Below are 18445 nucleotides of genomic sequence, written 5' to 3'. Positions count from 1 at the left end.
CGCGGAGGGACCATCGACCGTGAGGGGCGGGGCTGAGGAGCAGGCGCCGCCCGCCGTCTCCCCGCAGCGGGCGCCGGGAACGTCGGCACAGGAGCAGAGCGCGGGTCTGGAATCCGCGCAGCAACCGCCCAACGGGTCCCGGTCTCCCGAGTTTCAGTCTCCCGAGTCACAGTCCCCCGGGTCCCGGTCTCCCGAGTCACAGTCCCCCGGGTCCCAGTCTCCGGGTGGTGCGCAGTCTCCGGGTGGTGCGCAGTCTCCGGGTGGTGCGCAGTCTCCGGGTGGTGCGCAGTCTCCGGGTGGTGAGCAGTCTCCAGGGGGTGCGCAGTCTCGAGAGTCCGGCGAGCCGCAGAAGACCGCACAACCTCAGAAGTCCGTGCAGGCTCGGCAGCCCGCGCCCGCCCTGACCCGAGGATCCGCGCAGGCTCGTGGGTCCGCGCAGTCCCAGGGCTCGGCTCGGTCCCACGGATCCACGCGGTCGGTTCCCTACGGGTCCGCGCAGGAGTTGCCTGACGGGTTCGCGCCGGCGTTCCCCGATGGGGCGCCGCAGGTGCCGGCGACCGCGCAGAACGTTCCGTCCCCGGAGATGGCGTTCCCGCCGGCCTCGGGTGCCGGGTCGGCGCCGTTGCCGTGGGAAATGGTGGCGTCGGCGAAACGTGTGGCCCCGGAAGAGGGGGTCAGCATCGTGGACGGCGTGACGGGTTTCTGGCTGGCGGCCGGGGCCGTCGGACTACTGCTGGGGGCCCTGAGGCTCATTGTCACGGTACAACAGGGGCGTAACCGTAAATTGGAGTTGTAAATCGGTCTTTACTGTTACTTTGACCCGGCTAGTATTCCCTTGACCATGGTTTCGGGACTGTCGGAGGGCAACGGTGGAGCGCACGCGAGCGACAGCCGTGTCCGCGATCGTCCTGGCGCTGGGCCTCGCCGGTGCGGGCGCGGCCCCGTTCATCGTGCAGAGCGCCAGCGCCTCCACGGCGGCGTACGACCCCATCGAGGGATGCAATCCCGGCGAGGTGTGCGACGCCTACCCGGAGACGCCCGAGACCACGGTGACGGTCACGGAAACGGCGGGCGAGCCCCCTCCTGACGAGCCGGAGGAGGAGCAGGATCCAGAGACGACGATCACCAAGACCGTCACCGCGACTCCTACGAGGACCACCAAGAGCCCCACGCCGAAGAAGACCACCAAGAGCCCGACCCCCAGCCGCACGCCGTCCACGCCGCAGCAGCAGCCGCAGCCGCTGCCCACGCAGAGCGTCGAGGTGCCGCCCAGCACCTCCGTCAGCGCCACTCCCGAGGAGAGCGTGGAGATGCCGGCCGTCGCGCCGACCGATACGCCCACCAGCGCGCCGTTGAGCGAGACGCCGCCTCCCTCCTCCGAGGAGGTGCCGCTGGAGTTGCGGAACGCGGCGCCCGAGTTCGACCAGCGCACGCTGACGCAGAAGCTCAGCATCCCTGCGCTGGTACTGGTGCTGCTCGCGCTCTTCGCCGTTCTCATCTTCGAGGGGCGGCTGCGCCGGATGGCCCACGCGGCGGCGGTGCGCAAGGCGGGGCCGGTGACCCACCCGGAGATGCCGCCGGGCGGCGGCTACCCGGCGGGGCCGGGCTACGCCACGGCCGGCTTCCCCGCCCCCGGCTATCCGGGCGGCACGGCGTACGCGCCGATCATCAGCTTCGTCCCCGTGCAGACCTACCCGGGCGGCCAGGTGCAGTACGGCGCCGTCTACCAGGAACCGCAGCCGGTCCCGCCGCAGGACTACCCGCACGAGGAGCCGCCCCCGGCGGAGGAGCCGGTGGTGCTGCACCCGGACGAGTTCGGCTCCTACAGCCACGAGCCGCCCGGGCAGAGCGAATACCGTGACCCGTTCGAGCCGGTGATCCCGCCGGCGGACATCCCGCCGGGGGGTGCGAGCCCGTACGAGGACGAGAGGGAGCGCCCGAGCGCGCCGGCCTCGGCCGCGGAGCCGGGTGACGCGGAGCCCTGGCAGGGCCCGCCGGCCTCGCTGTTCGAGCCGCCGGTCCGCGGCGGGGACTACGACCCGCCGCCCTACTTGCCCGCCGACGGCGACGTGACCGCGATCCAGCCGCTGCCGGACCAACTGCCGGACCAGGAGCCGGAGCCCGAGCAGCCGGCAGGCGCGCAGGAGGCGCCGGGCGACTCCAAGCGCAAGCGCCGCTGGGGCCGCAAGAAGTAGGCGCGCCACGCAGAGCGACAGGCGCACGCCGCGAGGACGTGGACGCACGAAGGCGGCGGCCGGATGATCCGGCCGCCGCCTTCCGTGTCAGCGCCCTACGAGGTGCGCTTGAAGATCTTGTTGCCCAGCCACACCAGCGGGTCGTACTTCCGGTCGACCACGCGCTCCTTCATCGGGATCAGCGCGTTGTCGGTGATCTTGATGTGCTCGGGGCAGACCTCGGTGCAGCACTTGGTGATGTTGCAGTAGCCGAGCCCGTGCTCCTCCTGGGCCGTCTCCTGCCGGTCCGCCACGTCGTACGGGTGCATGTCCAGCTCGGCGATCCGCATGAGGAAGCGCGGACCGGAGAAGGCCGGCTTGTTCTCCTCGTGGTCGCGGATCACGTGGCAGATGTTGTTGCACATGAAACACTCGATGCACTTGCGGAACTCCTGGGACCGCTCGACATCGACCTGCTTCATCCGGAATTCGCCGGGCCGGACGTCGGCCGGCGGCGTGAAGGACGGGACCTCCCGGGCCTTCTGGTAGTTGTAGGACACATCGGTGACGAGGTCCTTGATGACGGGGAACGTGCGCATCGGCGTGACCGTGATGGTCTCGTCCTCCTCGAAGGTGGACATCCGGGTCATGCAGCCCAGCCGCGGCTTGCCGTTGATCTCCATGCTGCACGAGCCGCACTTGCCCGCCTTGCAGTTCCAGCGCACGGCCAGGTCGGGCGCCTGCGTGGCCTGGAGCCGGTGGATGATGTCGAGGACGACCTCGCCCTCGTTGACCTCCACGGTGAAGTCCTCGAGCCTGCCCTCGCCGCCCTCACCGCGCCAGACCTTGAACTTTGCCTTGTAGCTCATGACTTCGCTATCCCGTCGAACTCGGTCATCTCTTCGTCGGTGAGGTATTTGCTCAGCTCTTCACGTTCGAAGAGGCTGATCAGGTCGTCGCGCATGCGCGGCTGGATCTTCTCCTCGACGCGGACGGCCGAGCCGCCCTCAGTGGAGCAGACGAGCAGCTTGCGGCGCCACTCCGGATTCATCCCGGGGAAGTCGTCGCGGGTGTGCCCGCCGCGGCTCTCCTCGCGCAGCAGCGCGGCGCGCGCCACGCACTCCGACACCAGCACCATGTTGCGCAGGTCGATCGCGAGGTGCCAGCCGGGGTTGTAGACGCGCGAGCCGGCCGCTCCTACGAGTGCCACGCGCTCCTTCAGCTTCTCCACGACCTGGAGAGCCTCGGCGACCTCGCCGGGCTTGCGGATGATGCCGACGAGGTCGTTCATGGTGCGCTGGAGCTCGTGGTGCACCTCGTAGGGGTTCTCGCCGCTGCGTCCGAGCGGCGCGATCGCCTCCTCGCGCGCCGCTTCGACCGCGTCGTCGGCCACCTTGGGCCGGGCCGCGAGCCCGTCCACGTACGCCGCCGCGCCCGCGCCCGCCCGGCGCCCGAACACCAGCAGGTCGGACAGCGAGTTGCCGCCCAGCCGGTTGGAGCCGTGCATGCCGCCGGAGACCTCGCCGGCCGCGAACAGGCCGGGCACGGCCGCCGCGCCGGTGTCGGCGTCGACCTCGACGCCGCCCATGATGTAGTGGCAGGTCGGGCCCACCTGCATGGGCTCGGCGGTGATGTCGACGTCGGCCAGCTCCTTGAACTGGTGGTGCATCGACGGCAGCCGCTTCTTGATCTCCTCGGCGGGCAGCCGGGTGGAGACGTCGAGGAAGACGCCGCCCTGGGGCGAGCCGCGACCGGCCTTGACCTCGGCGTTGATCGCGCGGGCCACCTCGTCACGCGGCAGCAGCTCCGGCGGGCGCCGGTTGTTGGCCTGGTCGGTGTACCAGCGGTCGCCCTCCTCCTCGCTGGTGGCGTACTTGTCCTTGAACACGTCGGGGACGTAGTCGAACATGAAGCGCTTGCCCTCGGAGTTGCGCAGCACGCCGCCGTCACCGCGGACGGACTCGGTGACGAGGATGCCGCGCACGGACGGCGGCCAGACCATTCCCGTGGGGTGGAACTGGATGAACTCCATGTTGATCAGGTTGGCGCCGGCGAGCAGGGCCAGGGCGTGGCCGTCGCCGGTGTACTCCCAGGAGTTGGAGGTGACGACGTAGGACTTGCCGATCCCGCCGGTGGCCAGGACGATGGCCGGCGCGTCGAACAGGATGAAGTTTCCTGTCTCGCGCCAGTAGCCGAACGCGCCGGAGATCGCGTCGCCGTCCTTGAGCAGCCGGGTGACCGTGCACTCGGCGAAGACCTTGATGTAGGCCTCGTAATCGCCGTGCGTCTCGTAGTCCTCCTGCTGGAGCGCCACGACGCGCTGCTGCAGGGTGCGGATCATCTCCAGCCCGGTACGGTCACCCACGTGTGCGAGCCGTGGATACTCGTGTCCGCCGAAGTTCCGCTGGCTGATCTTGCCGTCCTTGGTGCGGTCGAACAGCGCGCCCCAGGCCTCGAGCTCCCAGACGCGGTCGGGCGCCTCCTTGGCGTGCAGCTCGGCCATCCGCCAGTTGTTGAGGAACTTGCCGCCCCGCATGGTGTCACGGAAGTGCACCATCCAGTTGTCGTCGGGGTTGACGTTGCCCATCGCGGCGGCGGCGCCGCCCTCGGCCATGACGGTGTGCGCCTTGCCGAACAGCGACTTGCAGACGATCGCCGTGCGCTTGCCCTGCTGGCGCGCCTCGATCGCGGCCCGCAGGCCGGCGCCGCCCGCGCCGATGACGACGACGTCGTACTCGTGACGCTCTGTGTTTATCGAGTTTTCCACTGAAGCTGGTCCTTACGCGTACGGGAAGGCGATGATGCCCTTGGCGACCAGGCGCACATAGAGGTCGGCGCCCATGACGGAGAACATCGAGGCCCACGCGAGGGGCTGGTGCTTGGCGTTGAGCTTGGAGACGAACGTCCAGGCCCGATAGCGCAGCGGGTGACGGGAGAAGTGGTTGAGCCTGCCCGCGGTGATGTGGCGGCACGAGTGGCAGCCGAAGGTGTAGCCGAGGATGAGCACGGCGTTGACGAGCAGGATCCACGAGCCGAGGCCCAGCGGCTTGTGCACCAGCGCCAGGACGGCGTCGTAGGTGAGGATGGCGCCGATCACCACCGCGAAGTAGAAGAAGTAGCGGTGGATGTTCTGGATGATCAGCGGGAACCGGGTCTCACCGGTGTATTTTCCATGGGGCTCCTGCACCGCGCACGCCGCCGGCGACAGCCAGAACGAGCGGTAGTAGGACTTGCGGTAGTAGTAGCACGTCAGCCGGAACCCGCCGGGCAGGCCGAGGATCAGCAGCCCCGGCGGGAGCGCGTACCAGTCGCCGATGGGCGCCCACCCGAACAGCCGCGCGCCGTCGCAGACCTCCGAGGTCGACAGGCAGGGCGAGGCGAACGGGGCGATGTAGGGCTCGACGAAGTTGCTCGTGTCGATGATCGCCCACACACCGTAGACAAGGAATGAGCTGAGCCCGAGGAACGTCACTAGCGGGACGAGCCACCATCGGTCGGTGCGCAGCGTGCGCACCTTGACCTGGGCACGCTGCCTTCTCGCTGGTGCTTCGGGCGTCGTTTGGGTCATCGCGGACCTCTCCACCTCCCGCGGACCCGTCGCGCAAGGGGTCCGTGGTTTTCGTATTCGCTGGGCGCGCGGATGGCGATCTCCGCTCAGGCGCGCGTTGGTGGGGGATACGTTACGACGACAGGATCGAGTTTAGTGAGCGGGGTCACTCACAATTTCGATGACCCGCTGTGATTCCTGTCACGTAGCCGCGTCACAAGGGCTGCCCCGAGGTAGGAAGTTTAACCACCGTTACGAAAAAATTATCTATCTGTCGGACAACACGGATAAATTGCTCAAAGTCCACAGGCTTGGACACATACGCATTGGCGTGCAGCCGATAGCTGTGCAGGATGTCCTCCTCCGCCTCCGACGTCGTCAGGATCACCACGGGGATCGTGCGCAGCGAGGGGTCGTCCTTGACCTCCCGGAGCACCTCCCTGCCGCTCATCCTCGGCAGGTTGAGGTCGAGCAGGATGAGGTCGGGACGGCTCGCGTCGCGGTACTCGCCCTCCCGGCGCAGATAGGCGATCGCCTGCTCGCCGTCGTTGACCACGTTGAGGCGGTTGCGGACCTTGTTGAGGTCGAACGCCTCCTTCGTCAGCAAGATGTCCGCCTGGTCATCCTCCACCAGGAGCACGTCGATCGGTCGCACGTCCATCGTGATCAGCCTCCAGCCACAGGTAGTGTCCAGCGGAATGTCGTGCCCCTGCCCTCGGAGTCACCGTCCAGCCACAGCCGGCCGCCGTGATACTCGACGATCTTGCGGCAGAGCGCGAGGCCGATTCCGGTACCTGGATACACGTCGCGGGGGTGCAGGCGCTGGAAGATCAGGAAGATGCGGTCGGCGTACTTCGGCTCGATCCCGATGCCGTTGTCGGAGCAGCTGAACTCCCACATGTCGCCGGACCTCTCCACCCCGATGTGGATGCGCGGAGGCTCCTCGGCGCGGAACTTCACGGCGTTCTCGACCAGGTTCTGGAAGAGCTGGGTGAGCTGCACCCGGTTGCCGGTGACCCGGGGCAGCTCGTCGCGGGTGACCGTGGCGCCGGTGTCCTCGATCGTGGCCGAGAGGTTCTCCAGCGCCGCGTCCAGCGCCACGCCCGACTCGATCGGCGTCTTCTCGCTGGTGACCCGGCCGACCCTGGAGAAGTCGAGCAGGTCGTTGATGAGCAGTTGCATGCGCTTGGCGCCGTCGACCGCGTAGTGGATGTACTGCTTGGCCCGGTCGTCGAGCTGCGTGCCGTAACGCTGCTCCAGCATCTGGGTGAAGCTGGCGACCTTGCGCAGCGGCTCCTGCAGGTCGTGGCTGGCGACGTAGGCGAACTGCTCCAGCTCGCCGTTGGACCTGCGCAGTTCCTCGCTCTGGTCGGCGGCGACCCGCCAGGCCGCGACGATGCGGTCGCGCATGGAGTCGACGTGGCCGGCCAGCTCGGCCAGCTCCGCCGGCCGGTCGACGTGCAGGACGTGGTCGAAGTCGCCGCCGGCGACCGTACGCACCTGCGTGGTGAGCCGGTCGATGGGGTTCAGCAGGGCGTGGCGCACGATGAACGTCAGCCCGATGCCGCAGGCGAGCAGCACCGCGAACACCACGATCAGCGTGACGTTCAGCCGGGTGAGCTGCGCGGCGATCTCGGGGCGCGGGGACAGCTCCATGGTGCGGGCGCTCATCACCAGGATGACCGTGACCCCGGCCACGAACGCGAGGCCGGCGATCGCTCCGACGAACAGGAACCAGCGGGCGACCGGCAGCCGCCCCAGCCCCTTGGGCTCCGGGGCGGGCGGCAGCGGGTGGATGCTCATGCTCTCCTCCTGCGCAGCAGGATTACGGCGAGGTCGTCGCTCAGCGTGCCGACATGGGTGATGAGCCGGTCGAGGTCGATGTCTCCGCGGGCGCGTACAAGCTCGACCAGGCCGTCCACCCCGATCTCCCCGTCGGGCTCGCCCACGGCCGCCTCGATCAGGCCGTCGGTGTAGAGCATCATCGTCCAGTCCTCGCCCAGCGGGACGTCGATCACCCGCCACTCCGCGTCGGGGAAGATGCCGAGCGGCGGCCCGGAGGGCGTGTCGCACACCGCCTCGACGCTTCCGCCGCGCACCAGCACGGGAGGCGGGTGGCCGATCACGTGCATCCTCGCGTACCGCAGGTCGGGGGCGATGGTGGCCGTGCAGAGCGTGGTGAAGATCTCGGGGGCCTGGCGCTCGGCACGCAGCAGCGCGTCGAGCGTGCGCAGCATATTCTCGTCCGTCTGCCCGGCCAGCACCAGGGTGCGCCAGGCGATGCGCAGCGCCACTCCGAGCGCCGCCTCGTCGGGCCCGTGCCCGCACACGTCGCCGATCACGACGTGCACGGAGCCGTCCGGCGTCTGCACGGTGTCGTAGAAGTCGCCGGCCAGTGTGCCGCCGCTGCCCGGCAGGTAGCGGGTGACGTGCTCGATCGCGTCCGTACGCAGCAGCGCGTCGGGCAGCAGCGCGCCCTCCAGCCTGGCGTTCTCCTTGGCCGTCAGCTCCGCCTGCAGCAGCGCCAGGTGGGCCAGGTCGGCCCGCTTGCGCTCCATCGCGTACCTGATGGCCCTGGCCAGCAGCCGCGCGTCGACGTCCTGTTTGACCAGGTAGTCCTGGGCGCCCGCCTGGACGGCGGCGACGCCCACGTGGACGTCCCTCAGGCCGGTGAGCACCAGCACGGCCGCGTGCGGGGCCAGCTCCAGGACCTCCTCCAAGGCCTCCAGGCGGTTGGCGTCGGGCAGCGTCAGGTCGACCAGCACGCACTGGATGTGCTCGGTCAGCTTCTCCTTCGCCTCGCGCAGACTTCGCGCCCGGAAGATCCTGGGTGGGGCTTCCGCCTCCTTGAGCAGCTCTTCGACGAGGAAGGCGTCGCCGTCGTCATCCTCGATGAGGAGCAGCGTCAGCGTTATGGAGAGATTTGCCGTCAAGACGCCTCTTCGGGGAGTTGGAGTGGTGGTGCTCATTCTGCGATGAGCTCCACCCCTTGCGGAAGCGTGCCTTCATGTCCAGATTCCACCACGAAAGCTAGCAGGATCTCGCGAAACGCCTGTGCCGCTCTGGTCGGTTCGACGTCCTTGCGGTGGGCCAGGGCGACCGTCCGGCTGAGCCCCGGCGGCGCGAGCGGGGTGCCCGACAGGCCGGGCCGCCCGTCGAGCACCATCGACGGCACCACGGCCACGCCCAGGCCTGCCTCCACGAACCGCAGCACCGCGTCCATCTCGCCGCCCTGCACCGCGAACCTCGGCTCGAACCCCGCCTGCCGGCACGCCGCCAGCGTGGCCTCCCGCAGGTCGTAGCCGCGCCGGAACATCACCATCTGCCGGCCACGCAAGTCTCTTATGTGCAGGTATCGTCCGCGCGCCGCCTCATGGGAGGGGGCGGCGACCACGAGGTTCTCCCTGAGGATCTCCTCCGTCACCAGGGCCGGGTCGTCGCTGTGCAGCGGCATGATGATCAGCGACAGGTCGAGCTGCCCCCGGGCCAGCGCCCTGACCAGGTCACGCGAGCCGCCCTCCTCCACCAGCAGCTCGATCCCCGGGTACGCGCGGTGGAAGCGGGCCAGCGCGTCGGCCAGCAGCCCCGCGCACAACGACGGCGTGGCGCCGAGCCGCACCCGGCCACGCCGGAGCCCCGCGAGCTCGGCCACCTCCTGCCGCGCGGTGTCGGCGTCGGCCAGGATCCGGCGGGCCAGCGGCAGCAGCGCCTCCCCCGCCGCGGTCAGCGTGACGTTGCCCCGGGCCCGGGAGAACAGCCGGGCGCCCAGGTCGCTCTCCAGGGTCTTGATCTGCTTGCTGAGGGACGGCTGCGCGACCCGCATGCGCTCGGCCGCCTGGGTGAAGTGCCTGGTCTCCGCTACCGCGACGAAGTAGGCCAGTTGTTGCAGCTGCATGTGACATTCCTCGCATCGGCCGACCGTCCCTGGCCTGGGGCGACCGTACGAACCAAGCATCATAGCTGGTGACTATCGAAACGAGGCCCACGATGACTTGGACGGATAGTCGCTGCGTACATAGCGTCTGGAGACGTGACTGCCACGATAGAGCGCGGCGCCGCCACAGCGCCCGTCACCCCTCCCAGCACCCGGAAGCGCCGCAGAGCGCGCGGCTTCATGGGTTCCTCGAACGGCAAGAAGGCCGTCATGGCCGTCACGGGCGCCGTGATGGTGCTGTTCCTCATCCTTCACATGCTCGGCAACCTCAAGATCTTCTTCGGCCGCGACTCGTTCAACGAGTACGCGCACGCGCTGCGCACGTTGCTCGAGCCGATCGTCCCCTACCGCACGGTGCTGACGACCTTGGAGATCCTGCTCGTCGCCTCCGTCGTCCTGCACATGTGGGCCGCGATCTCGCTGGCCCGGCGGGCGGGCAAGGCCAGGCCGGTGAAGTACGTCGCCAAGAAGTCGCAGGCCGGCGGCTACACCACCCACATCATGCGGTTCGGCGGCCTGACGATCGCGCTGTACGTGGTCTGGCACCTGCTCGACCTGACCTTCGGCGTCGTCAACCCCAAGGGTTTCAACTCCGCCCCCGCCGACCGGATGGTCGCGGGCTTCGACCCCTCCCGGTGGTGGGTGACGCTCATCTACGTCGTCGCCGTCGTCCTGGTCGGTCTGCACCTGCGGCACGGCGTCTGGAGCGCGTTCCAGACCCTCGGCTGGGCCAACCGGGCCCGCAACAAGATGTTGCGCCTCGGGGCGGGCCTGCTGGCCGCCGGGCTGGTCGTCGGCTTCCTCGCCCCGCCCCTCGCCATCACGTTCGGAGTAGTGCAGTGAAATACACGGAGGGCTCGGAGATCCGGGACGCGAAGGCGCCTTCCGGTCCCATCGAGGAGCGGTGGGAGAAGCGGAAGTTCAGCGCCAAGCTGGTCAACCCGGCCAACAAGCGCAAGCTCCACGTGATCGTGGTGGGCACCGGCCTGGCCGGCGGCTCGGCCGCCGCGACGCTGGGCGAGCTGGGCTACAACGTCACCTCGTTCTGCTACCAGGACTCACCGCGACGCGCCCACTCCATCGCCGCGCAGGGCGGGATCAACGCCGCGAAGAACTACCGCGGCGACGGCGACAGCATCTACCGGCTCTTCTACGACACCGTGAAGGGCGGCGACTTCCGCGCCCGCGAGTCGAACGTCTACCGCCTCGCCCAGGTCTCGGTGAACATCATCGACCAGGCCGTCGCGCAGGGCGTGCCGTTCGCCCGCGAGTACGGAGGCCTGCTCGACACCCGCTCGTTCGGCGGCGCCCAGGTCTCCCGTACGTTCTACGCCCGCGGCCAGACGGGCCAGCAACTGCTGCTGGGCGCGTACCAGGCGCTGGAGCGTCAGGTCGCGGCCGGGACCGTCACCATGCACACCCGGCACGAGATGCTCGACCTGATCGTCTCCGACGGGCGGGCCCGCGGCGTCATCGTGCGTGACATGGTGACCGGCGAGATCGAGCGCCACGTGGCCGACGCCGTGGTGCTGGCCACCGGCGGCTACGGCAACGTGTTCTTCCTGTCCACCAACGCCAAGGGCTGCAACACCACGGCGATCTGGCGGGCGCACGAGCGGGGGGCGTACTTCGCCAACCCCTGCTACACGCAGATCCACCCGACGTGCATCCCGGTGTCGGGCGAGTACCAATCGAAGCTGACGCTGATGTCGGAGTCGCTGCGCAACGACGGCCGCGTCTGGGTGCCGCTGCGCAAGAACGACTCGCGCGCCCCCGGTGACATCCCGGAGCAGGAGCGCGACTACTACCTGGAGCGGATCTACCCCGCGTTCGGGAACCTCGTGCCCCGCGACATCGCCTCCAGGGCCGCCAAGAACGTCTGCGACGAGGGCCGCGGCGTCGGTCCCGGCGGGCTGGGCGTCTACCTGGACTTCCGCGACGCGATCGGCCGGCTCGGGCGCGACGCCGTGGAGAAGAAGTACGGCAACCTGTTCGAGATGTACGAGCGCATCACGGGCGAGAACCCGTACGACGTGCCGATGCGCATCTACCCGGCCGTGCACTACACGATGGGCGGGTTGTGGGTGGACTACGACCTGCAGTCGACGATCCCCGGCCTGTTCGTCATCGGGGAGGCCAACTTCTCCGACCACGGCGCGAACCGGCTCGGCGCGTCGGCGCTGATGCAGGGGCTTGCTGACGGATATTTCGTGCTTCCCACCACCATCGGTGACTACCTCGCGAACGGTCCGTACGAGGACGTCGACGAGGAGGCCGTGGCCGCGGCCGAGATCAAGGTCCGGGAGAAGATCGAGCGGCTGCTGTCCGTGAACGGCACCCGCACCCCCGACTCCTTCCACCGGGAGTTGGGCAAGCTCATGTGGGACTACTGCGGCATGGAGCGCACGGAGGAGTCGCTGCGCAAGGCGCTGGAGCGCATTCCCGAGCTGCGCGCGGAGTTCTGGCAGAACGTCAAGGTGACCGGCACGGCCGAGGAGCTGAACCAGGTCCTGGAGAAGGCCGGCCGCGTCGCCGACTTCTTCGACCTCGCCGAGCTCATGTGCCTGGACGCCCTGGTCCGCACGGAGTCGTGCGGCGGCCACTTCCGCGCCGAGTCACAGGACTCCGACGGCGAGGCGCTGCGCGACGACGAGCAGTTCGCGCACGTCTCGGCCTGGGAGCGCACCCCCGACGGGCCGGTGCTGCACAAGGAAGCGCTCGAGTACGAGTACGTCAAGATGACCCAGCGGAGCTACAAGTGAACCTGACCCTGCGCGTCTGGCGGCAGAGCGGCCCCACCGACGCGGGCCGAATGGTGACGTACCGGGTGGAGGACGTCTCCCCGGACATGTCCTTCCTGGAGATGCTGGACGTCCTGAACGAGCGTCTCATCCTGGAGGGCGACGACCCGATCGCCTTCGACCACGACTGCCGCGAGGGCATCTGCGGCATGTGCGGCATGGTCATCAACGGCGTGGCGCACGGCGAGCAGCGCGCCACGACGACGTGCCAGCTGCACATGCGCCACTTCGAGGACGGCGCCACGATCACCATCGAACCGTGGCGGGCGGCGCCGTTCCCCGTGGTCAAGGACCTGGTGGTGGACAGGAGCGCGTTCGACCGGATCATCCAGGCGGGCGGATTCGTCTCCGTCCCGGCCGGCTCGGCACCCGACGCCCACAGCATCCCCGTGCGCAAGGAGGACGCGGACTCCGCGTTCGACGCGGCGACCTGCATCGGCTGCGGGGCCTGCGTGGCCGCCTGCCCGAACGGCTCGGCCTCGCTGTTCACCGCCGCCAAGATCACTCACCTGAGCCTGCTGCCCCAGGGCCAGCCGGAACGCGTGTCCCGCGCCAAGGCCATGGTGGACCAGATGGACGCGGAGGGGTTCGGCGGCTGCACGAACACGGGGGAGTGCACGGCGGTCTGCCCCAAGGGCATCCCGCTGGACACGATCGCCCAGATGAACAGCGACTATCTGAAGGCCAACACGAAGTAGCCCGTCGCCCTCACCCCGCTCGCCGGGCGGCGAGGAAGTCCGTGATCAGGGCGGCGACCGCCTTCGGCTGCTCGGCGAGCATGTCGTGGCCGGCGTCCATTTCCCTGACCTGGATGTGGGGCGGGAGGGAGGCGAGGTCGCGGCGCACTCCTCTCCTGAACGCCTCCATCAGCTCGCCGCCCGGCGTGCTCTGCGGGTCCCGGGTCGGGATCACGACCAGGGCGTCGCAGGTGACCTCGCGCAGCAGGGGAATCGTGTCGCGGAACTCCGTGGTGTAGCGCACCGCTTCGAGGAGTTCCGCGCCGGGCCGGGCGTAGACCTGCCCGTCCCTCTCGACGAGAGCCCTGGCGGGGAACATGGGCCGGAGCTCGGCGGGGAGCGGCCGGCCCATGCCCGCGGCCTGCTCGTCGAACGTGGCCTTGAGGCTCGCCAGCTCCCGGTCCCTCGCCGCGGGGTCCATCCCCGGGTAGTGGTCAGGGGTGTTCTCGGCGGAGCGCAGCCCGTCGAGGTTGACGATCGCCGGGCACTCGGGATGGCGTCTGGCCCACGACACGGCGAGCATGCCGCCCAGCGATTGACCGGCGACGGCCGGGTTGCCGAGGCCCAGGTGCTTCACCACCGCCTCTAGGTCGTCCAGCGCGCTTTCCCACTCCCACGGGCCGTCGCCGGACAGGCCGTGGCCCCGCAGATCCGGCGCCACGGCCCGGTGGCCGGCGAGTTCGAGCTGGTCCCACGCTTCCAGCGTGCCGCCCAGGCCGTGGAGGAGGAGGACGGGCTCGCCGGGCCCGCCGTGGTCGCGTACGGCGAGGGGGATGTCGTGGTCAGTGATGGTGATGTCGTGCGCCATGACGCTCCTGAGGGTGGTTGAGGCGTTCGCGGATCGAGTGGGTGGTCACCCCGCCGTCGGGGTGCCGGTCGAGCTTCGCGCGCTTGACGAGGTCGTGAACTCCCTGCCGGGTGATGCCGAGCATCGCTCCCGCCGTGGCGAACGGCACCGCTTCCTTCCCCGGATGGCCCGCCCGCCTGGCCACGGCCCTGCCGAACGCGGTGCGCCACCACTCGTCGGGGGGATCGAACGGGCCGTCGCCGGGGAAGGCGGCCGCGATCAGCCGCGCCGCCGTACGGACCGCGAGGATCTCGTCGGGGCCCAGCAACTGGGCGGCCCACACCTCGGCCTCGATCCGCAGGCGAGCCCTGACCGGGTCCACCTGTTCGTCGGAGCCGAGCAGGATCTCCAGCGGATCGACGATCCGCCGCTCGATCAGCTCGACCAGCTCACTTGCCAACGCCACGTGCTCACGTGTGCTCACTTGACACAACATAGCAAGTACTTGCTGTTCGGCGTCAAGTAGCCGGGATGGCTCCTTTACCGCCGCTATATATGGAAACATCTAGGGTCCTAGCACATTAGGACTTTGGGAGAACCGGTGATCGAGTTCCATCTGGATGCGAAGTCCGGCGTCTCGCCGTACCTGCAGCTGGTCCAGCAAGTACGGCGGGCGCTACGGCTCGGACTGCTGCGCGAGGGCGACCAGCTGCCGACCGTCAAGGAGGTCGTGGGGCACTTGGCGATCAACGCCAACACCGTGCTCAAGGCCTACCGGGAGCTCGAACACGAGGGCCTGGTCGCCGCCCGGCCGGGGGTGGGGACGTTCGTGACGGCGACGCTCGCCGACACCTCGCTGGCCGCGCACGGCCCGTTGCGGCTGGAACTGCAGCGCTGGCTGGCCAAGGCCCGCCGGGCCGGTCTCGACGAGGAGAGCATCGAGGCCCTCTTCATGACCACCTTTCGGACCACCGCTAGGGAGGACATAGCGTGACTTCTGTTCTGGATGCCCAGGGGCTGGGCAAAAAGTACGGCAGGCGCTGGGGGCTGCGTGAGTGCACCATCGACATCCCGGCGGGCCACGTCGTCGGGTTGGTGGGCCCCAACGGAGCCGGCAAGACCACGCTGCTGAAGCTGGCCAGCGGCCGGCTCGAACCGACGACGGGCGCCATCACCGTGCTCGGCGGCCGGCCGGCGGGCACGCCCGCGCAGCTGGCCAGGGTCGGATTCGTCGCTCAGGACACGCCCGTCTACGCGGGACTGACCGTCGCCGAGCACCTGCGGTTGGGAGCGCGGCTCAACCCCCGCTGGGACGCCACCAGAGCGCGTGAACGTGTCGCGCGACTCGGTCTCGTCCCCACCCAGCGGGCGGGCAGGCTGTCGGGCGGCCAGCGCGCTCAGCTCGCCCTGACCCTGGGCCTGGCCAAGCGGCCCGAGCTGCTGATCCTCGACGAGCCCGTGGCCTCGCTCGACCCGCTGGCCCGCCGGGAGTTCATGCAGGGGCTGATGGAGGCCACCGTCGAGCACGAGTTCAGCGTGGTGCTCTCCTCCCACCTGGTCTCCGAGCTGGAACGGGTCTGCGACTACCTGATCGTGCTCGTCGACTCGCGCGTGCGGGTCGCAGGGGAGACGGACAAGCTGCTGGCCACCCACCACCGGCTCAGCGGCCCGCGCCGCGATCCCGATCGGCTGCCCGCCGACCAGCACGTGATCTCCGCGCGCCACACCGACCGGCAGAGCACGTACGTGGTCCGTACCGACGCCCCGGTCCACGACCCCGCCTGGACGGTCACCCAGCTCAGCCTGGAGGACCTCGTCCTCGCCTACATGGACCAGCACACCGCCGCCAACCGGCGGGCCACCCTGGAGGCGCGGCGATGATCTGGCTGACCTGGCGCCAGTTCCGGGGCTCGGCCGCGATGATGGCCGCCCTGCTCGCCGTCCTCGCCGCCGCCCTGGCCGTGACCGGCCCTGACCTGGCCTCCGGTTACTCCGCCGGGATCACCGACTGCGCGCGGGACAACACCTGCGACCGCTTCTACGACCAGTTCTTCGACGAGTACCAGCTCCCCTTCATGGCCGTCAGCCTCGTCGTGCTGCTGCTGCCCGCTCTCGTCGGGCTCTTCTGGGGAGCGCCGTTGATCACCCGCGAGCTGGAGGCGGGCACGCACCTGCTGGTGTGGAACCAGAGCGTCAGCCGCGGCCGATGGCTGGCGGTCAAACTCGGCCTCACCGGACTGGCCGCCATGGCCGCCGCCGGCCTGTGCGGCCTCGCGGTGACCTGGTGGTCCGACCCTCTGGACAGGTCGGCCTCGGAAAACCTCGCCCTGATGGCTCCCCTGGTGTTCGGCGCGAGGGGGATCGCCCCGATAGGGTACGCGGCCTTCGCCTTCGTCCTCGGCGTGACCGTGGGCATGCTGGTGCGCCGCACCCTGCCCGCCATGGCCCTCACCCTGGCCGTGTTCGCCGCGATCCAGCTCGCCATGCCGCTGCTGGTCAGGCCCCACCTGATGCCCCCGGTCACCTCGACCTTCGAGCTCGGCGAGGCCAACGTGGAACACCTCGGCGTACCGCGGGACGGAGGCGGACCCGCGCGGCTTCTCCTGAGGTCGGCCGTGCCCGGCCACGCGGGCGCCTGGGTCCTGTCCAGCGAGCTCATCGGCCCGTCCGGACGCGACATCGGCGGCAGCGACGGCGAAGCCGCCGTCCAGGTCTCCACCACCTCGGGACCCTGCTCACCGGCCGGGTCGGCACCGGGGCAGGACACGTGCATGGTCGAGCTCAACCGGCTCGGCTACCGGCAGCAGGCGACCTACCAGCCCCTCGACCGCTTCTGGCCCTTCCAGTGGATCGAGACCGGGATCTACGCCCTGCTCACCCTCGGCCTCACGTGGTTCTCCTTCTGGTGGATCCGGCGGCGCCTGTCATGACCCAGCCTGTCGAGGTCGTCAAGACCGCGGCCGCCGGGCTCGCCCTCCTCCTGGCGGCGGCCTGCTCGGCGCCGGCGCCGCCGCGCAGCCAGGCAGGGCCGGCGGCGAGTACGGTCTGCGCGCCGCCCAGGAAACCCCCGGAGGCGGAGAAGGCCACCACGATCGACGTCGTCGAGCAGGCGTACTTCTGCATCCTCGGCAACTACTACAGCGGCGCGACGCTGGACGCCCGATCGTTGCTGACCGCCGGGTTCGCCGCCCTGACGCAGGAGCTCAACCGCAACGGACACGACGTGCCCGAGGCCACCATGCCGGCGCTGACCGGCGACAGGAAGGCCGACTGGGCCGCTTTCGAGGCCGTCCACAGGAGGACCACCGACCGGTTCCCCGATCTCCGCGACAAGCTGGCCGTCGTCACCCTGGAGGCCATCGTGGCCGCCCTCGGCGACGACCACGCCCGCTGGGCGCACGACGTCCAGCGACCCCCCGACCTCTACGACGGCGACGGCTACGGACTGGGCCTCCAGGCGAACGTGAACGGTCCGCAACTGGACGGCGACCCGGGTGCCGCCCTCCCTCCGCTGTTCGTCACCACCGTGGAGGGCGGTGCGGCGCGGGCGGCCGGGCTGCGCCCAGGCGACATCATCGAATCGGTCAACGGATCGGCGCCCTTCATAGACGGGAAGGCCACTCCCGCGATCGCCGCCCTCTACCCGCGATACCCCGAAGCCCGCCCGGTCCGCCTGCGGTTCCTGCGGCAGAGCACCGGCCGCCGGTGGAACGCGACGCTCAAGCCCGGCCTCTACCCGCGGGACCCGGCCACCCTGCGGGTGGTGCAGTCGAAGCTGCTGGACGACGGCATCGCCTACGTACGGGTGCGCGGGTTCGCCCCCGACTCCGCGAACAGGGTCCTCAAGGCGATCTCCAGGCTGCGTGCCGGCCGGACGCTCAGCGGCGTCGTGCTGGACCTGCGCGGCAACGGCGGCGGCAGCCCCACAGAGGCGACCCGGCTGGTGAGCGCGTTCGCCCACGGCAAGGTCACCGCCTACCTGTGCGCCGTCGACGGCACGTGCCGGCCCCTGCGGACCGACGACACCGTGGAGCTGATCGACCTGCCGCTGATGGTGCTCACCGATCGCGGCTGCGCCTCGGCGTGCGAGCACGTCAGCTCCGCGGTCAAGGACCTGCGGCTCGGCCGGCTGGTCGGCACCAGGACCGCCGGCGTCATCTCCGGCCCGGCGCAGTCGTACCTGCTGAGCAACAACACCATGCTGAGTTTCCCCGCCAGGCACCACCGCGGGCCCGATCGCGAGGTGATCGACCGGATCGGCGTGCCTCCCGACCACCACGTGCCCCTGACCCCGGAGGACGCGGCCGCCGGGCGCGACCCCGCCCTGTCCAAGGCCCTGACCCTGCTGCGGAAGTGAGGACCTCCCGATGAGACAGATCCTGGCGGCCGCCGCGGGACTGGCCGTCCTCGCCGCGTCCGCCTGCTCCGCGCCCACGCCGCCCCGGTCGCACGCCCGCCCGTCGGC

At 69.9% G+C, this 18445-nt stretch carries 18 protein-coding genes; 8 read left to right on the top strand and 10 right to left on the bottom strand.

Annotated elements, in window-relative coordinates; all coding sequences use genetic code 11:
- Positions 1-483: 483 nt before the first annotated feature.
- A complete protein-coding gene (locus E1292_RS32910; protein ID WP_132600111.1) occupies positions 484-681 on the bottom strand; it encodes a hypothetical protein in 198 nt (65 codons plus the stop codon).
- A 188-nt stretch (positions 682-869) separates the two neighbouring features.
- On the opposite strand from E1292_RS32910, the gene E1292_RS32905 reads away from it, so the two are divergent.
- On the top strand, positions 870-2195 hold the full coding sequence (locus tag E1292_RS32905) for a hypothetical protein (protein WP_132600108.1): 1326 nt from the start codon (positions 870-872) through the stop codon (positions 2193-2195).
- 95 nt (positions 2196-2290) lie between these two features.
- On the opposite strand, the gene E1292_RS32900 is transcribed toward E1292_RS32905, so the two are convergent.
- The 7 genes from E1292_RS32900 to E1292_RS32870 form a co-directional block, all read right to left on the bottom strand.
- Positions 2291-3043, bottom strand: a complete 753-nt coding sequence (locus E1292_RS32900) for a succinate dehydrogenase/fumarate reductase iron-sulfur subunit (RefSeq protein WP_132600105.1) — start codon at positions 3041-3043, stop codon at positions 2291-2293.
- The gene (locus tag E1292_RS32895) at positions 3040-4929 is read right to left on the bottom strand and encodes a fumarate reductase/succinate dehydrogenase flavoprotein subunit (protein ID WP_132600136.1); all 1890 of its coding nucleotides are present in this window, start codon (positions 4927-4929) and stop codon (positions 3040-3042) included. Before E1292_RS32895 ends, E1292_RS32900 begins: the two co-directional genes overlap by 4 nt.
- Before the next feature lie 24 nt (positions 4930-4953).
- Complete coding sequence (gene sdhC / locus E1292_RS32890; protein WP_132514445.1) at positions 4954-5742, bottom strand: succinate dehydrogenase subunit SdhC; 789 nt, start codon at positions 5740-5742, stop codon at positions 4954-4956.
- Between the two features lie 193 nt (positions 5743-5935).
- A complete protein-coding gene (locus tag E1292_RS32885) occupies positions 5936-6382 on the bottom strand; it encodes a response regulator (protein WP_132600102.1) in 447 nt (148 codons plus the stop codon).
- Positions 6383-6387: 5 nt separating this feature from the next.
- Complete coding sequence (locus E1292_RS32880) at positions 6388-7524, bottom strand: sensor histidine kinase (protein ID WP_132600099.1); 1137 nt, start codon at positions 7522-7524, stop codon at positions 6388-6390.
- Entirely contained in the window at positions 7521-8654 is a 1134-nt protein-coding gene (locus tag E1292_RS32875; protein ID WP_132600096.1) for a PP2C family protein-serine/threonine phosphatase, read from the bottom strand. Before E1292_RS32875 ends, E1292_RS32880 begins: the two co-directional genes overlap by 4 nt.
- A 32-nt stretch (positions 8655-8686) precedes the next feature.
- Positions 8687-9616, bottom strand: a complete 930-nt coding sequence (locus E1292_RS32870) for a LysR family transcriptional regulator (protein WP_132600093.1) — start codon at positions 9614-9616, stop codon at positions 8687-8689.
- A gap of 135 nt (positions 9617-9751) precedes the next feature.
- On the opposite strand from E1292_RS32870, the gene E1292_RS32865 reads away from it, so the two are divergent.
- From E1292_RS32865 to E1292_RS32855, 3 genes are read left to right on the top strand one after another with little or no spacing between them, the layout of a single operon-like run.
- Entirely contained in the window at positions 9752-10498 is a 747-nt protein-coding gene (locus E1292_RS32865) for a succinate dehydrogenase cytochrome b subunit (RefSeq protein ID WP_281284078.1), read from the top strand.
- Positions 10495-12417, top strand: a complete 1923-nt coding sequence (locus tag E1292_RS32860; RefSeq protein WP_132600090.1) for a fumarate reductase/succinate dehydrogenase flavoprotein subunit — start codon at positions 10495-10497, stop codon at positions 12415-12417. Before E1292_RS32865 ends, E1292_RS32860 begins: the two co-directional genes overlap by 4 nt.
- The gene (locus E1292_RS32855; RefSeq protein ID WP_132600087.1) at positions 12414-13154 is read left to right on the top strand and encodes a succinate dehydrogenase/fumarate reductase iron-sulfur subunit; all 741 of its coding nucleotides are present in this window, start codon (positions 12414-12416) and stop codon (positions 13152-13154) included. The genes E1292_RS32860 and E1292_RS32855 overlap by 4 nt, the downstream gene beginning before the upstream one ends.
- 10 nt (positions 13155-13164) lie before the next feature.
- On the opposite strand, the gene E1292_RS32850 is transcribed toward E1292_RS32855, so the two are convergent.
- Together E1292_RS32850 and E1292_RS32845 are read right to left on the bottom strand one after the other, a co-directional pair.
- Positions 13165-14001: an alpha/beta fold hydrolase gene (locus E1292_RS32850; protein WP_132600084.1), complete on the bottom strand. Its 837-nt coding sequence runs from the start codon at positions 13999-14001 to the stop codon at positions 13165-13167.
- The gene (locus E1292_RS32845; RefSeq protein WP_246090499.1) at positions 13976-14464 is read right to left on the bottom strand and encodes a hypothetical protein; all 489 of its coding nucleotides are present in this window, start codon (positions 14462-14464) and stop codon (positions 13976-13978) included. Before E1292_RS32845 ends, E1292_RS32850 begins: the two co-directional genes overlap by 26 nt.
- 117 nt (positions 14465-14581) lie before the next feature.
- On the opposite strand from E1292_RS32845, the gene E1292_RS32840 reads away from it, so the two are divergent.
- From E1292_RS32840 to E1292_RS32825, 4 genes are read left to right on the top strand one after another with little or no spacing between them, the layout of a single operon-like run.
- Positions 14582-14974, top strand: a complete 393-nt coding sequence (locus E1292_RS32840) for a GntR family transcriptional regulator (RefSeq protein ID WP_132600078.1) — start codon at positions 14582-14584, stop codon at positions 14972-14974.
- Entirely contained in the window at positions 14971-15861 is an 891-nt protein-coding gene (locus E1292_RS32835) for an ABC transporter ATP-binding protein (protein WP_132600075.1), read from the top strand. Before E1292_RS32840 ends, E1292_RS32835 begins: the two co-directional genes overlap by 4 nt.
- Positions 15858-16910, top strand: coding sequence for an ABC-2 membrane transporter-related protein (locus E1292_RS32830; RefSeq protein WP_132600072.1), 1053 nt, complete (start codon positions 15858-15860; stop codon positions 16908-16910). The genes E1292_RS32835 and E1292_RS32830 overlap by 4 nt, the downstream gene beginning before the upstream one ends.
- The gene (locus tag E1292_RS32825) at positions 16907-18337 is read left to right on the top strand and encodes a S41 family peptidase (protein WP_132600069.1); all 1431 of its coding nucleotides are present in this window, start codon (positions 16907-16909) and stop codon (positions 18335-18337) included. Before E1292_RS32830 ends, E1292_RS32825 begins: the two co-directional genes overlap by 4 nt.
- Positions 18338-18445 lie beyond the last annotated feature (108 nt).

Origin of the sequence: Nonomuraea deserti (genome assembly GCF_004348685.1) — a bacterium.
GTDB lineage: Bacteria > Actinomycetota > Actinomycetes > Streptosporangiales > Streptosporangiaceae > Nonomuraea > Nonomuraea deserti.
Note: the sequence above shows the minus strand (reverse complement) of the source record. Positions and strands in the feature narration are given on the sequence as shown.

Excerpts from the sequence above, each read along its gene's own strand:
- E1292_RS32885 (WP_132600102.1), bottom strand. The coding sequence starts at position 6,382 with ATGGACGTGCGACCGATCGACGTGCTCCTGGTGGAGGATGACCAGGCG.
- E1292_RS32870 (WP_132600093.1), bottom strand. The coding sequence starts at position 9,616 with ATGCAGCTGCAACAACTGGCCTACTTCGTCGCGGTAGCGGAGACCAGG.
- E1292_RS32900 (WP_132600105.1), bottom strand. The coding sequence starts at position 3,043 with ATGAGCTACAAGGCAAAGTTCAAGGTCTGGCGCGGTGAGGGCGGCGAG.
- E1292_RS32830 (WP_132600072.1), top strand. The coding sequence starts at position 15,858 with ATGATCTGGCTGACCTGGCGCCAGTTCCGGGGCTCGGCCGCGATGATG.
- E1292_RS32850 (WP_132600084.1), bottom strand. The coding sequence starts at position 14,001 with ATGGCGCACGACATCACCATCACTGACCACGACATCCCCCTCGCCGTA.
- E1292_RS32825 (WP_132600069.1), top strand. The coding sequence starts at position 16,907 with ATGACCCAGCCTGTCGAGGTCGTCAAGACCGCGGCCGCCGGGCTCGCC.
- E1292_RS32880 (WP_132600099.1), bottom strand. The coding sequence starts at position 7,524 with ATGAGCATCCACCCGCTGCCGCCCGCCCCGGAGCCCAAGGGGCTGGGG.
- E1292_RS32910 (WP_132600111.1), bottom strand. The coding sequence starts at position 681 with ATGCTGACCCCCTCTTCCGGGGCCACACGTTTCGCCGACGCCACCATT.
- sdhC (WP_132514445.1), bottom strand. The coding sequence starts at position 5,742 with ATGACCCAAACGACGCCCGAAGCACCAGCGAGAAGGCAGCGTGCCCAG.